This is a genomic window from Candidatus Jidaibacter acanthamoeba (genome assembly GCF_000815465.1).
Taxonomy (GTDB): Bacteria; Pseudomonadota; Alphaproteobacteria; order Rickettsiales; family Midichloriaceae; genus Jidaibacter; species Jidaibacter acanthamoebae.
This window is the reverse complement of sequence record NZ_JSWE01000061.1, coordinates 1-1,005: the sequence shown is the minus strand read 5'-3', so window position 1 is coordinate 1,005 and position 1,005 is coordinate 1. Positions and strand designations below refer to the sequence as shown.

The 1,005-nt window shown below is 36.3% G+C and carries 2 protein-coding genes and 1 pseudogene; all 3 read left to right on the top strand.

What is annotated here, in order from left to right:
* Positions 1-98: 98 nt before the first annotated feature.
* A pseudogene (locus NF27_RS12955) lies at positions 99-314 on the top strand (IS6 family transposase); the annotation flags it as partial.
* Positions 315-404: 90 nt separating this feature from the next.
* Positions 405-680, top strand: a complete 276-nt coding sequence (locus tag NF27_RS02320; RefSeq protein WP_039455395.1) for a transposase — start codon at positions 405-407, stop codon at positions 678-680.
* Between the two features lie 80 nt (positions 681-760).
* Positions 761-1,005, top strand: a 245-nt coding sequence (locus NF27_RS02315) for an IS3 family transposase (RefSeq protein WP_152606822.1), incomplete at its 3' end; no start/stop codon positions are given.

Here is a 1,005-nt window from a genome sequence, read left to right as displayed (position 1 = left end):
ATTGGTTGTGTTGCGAGAAATGAAATATGAAGGTAGGTATAAGGTAAGGCAAGCAGTATAAATCTGTAGATTTCAAATGACGCCACTATGAAGGGGAAATTATATTATTATGTGTACGCTGGTATTCAAGGTACAGGCTTAGCTACCGCAATTTAGCAGAGTTAATGGAAGAGAGAGGATTAAACATATGTCCAAGCACAATATATAGGTGGGTACAGCATTATGGTCCTGAAATACAAAAGAAAGTGAGTTGCTTTCTCAAATCTACTAATTCTTCTTGGTACCTGGATGAAACTTATATCAAGGTCAAAGGTGTCCTGCCCCCGTATAATAGCTCCATGAATAGGTTAGTAAATAGATAGATATTGAGCTAATCTATAAGTAAAATTAGATGGAGTAATTATATGATTAAGAAGAAATATAATAGTGAGCAGATAATAAGGTTATTAAGGCAGGCGGAGGTAATACTTAGCCATGGAGAGCATGTTATCAGAATGTGCAAACAGTTAGGTATTTCTGATGCTACATATTATAAATGGCGTAAAGAATATGGTGGTATGGAGATTTCCAAGGTTAAACGTCTAAAGAATCTTGAGGTTGAGAATATGCGTTTAAAACGCGCTATAGCTGAGCTTACCCTTAGTAATCTAATACTAAAAGATGTAGCTGAGGGAAACTAATAAGCGCTGAGCAGAAGCGTAAAGCAGTAGTATCAGCATGTCAAAAATATGATATATCAGAGCGTAAGGCATGTAGATTATTGTCTATCTCTCGCTCTGTTCAGCGTTATATACCTAAAAAAGCTAATGATGAAGATGCTCTTCGTAAAGATGTTATAGATATAGCAACTAAATATGGACGTTATGGTTATCGCCGGATAACAGCATTACTAAAAGCTGAAGGATGGCAAGTTAACCATAAACGAGTTGAGCGTATTTGGCGTGAAGAAGGATTAAAAGTCCCCAAAAAGCAGAAAAAGAGAGGAAGGCTATACTTTAATGATGG

Excerpts from the sequence above, each read along its gene's own strand:
- NF27_RS02320 (WP_039455395.1), top strand. The coding sequence starts at position 405 with ATGATTAAGAAGAAATATAATAGTGAGCAGATAATAAGGTTATTAAGG.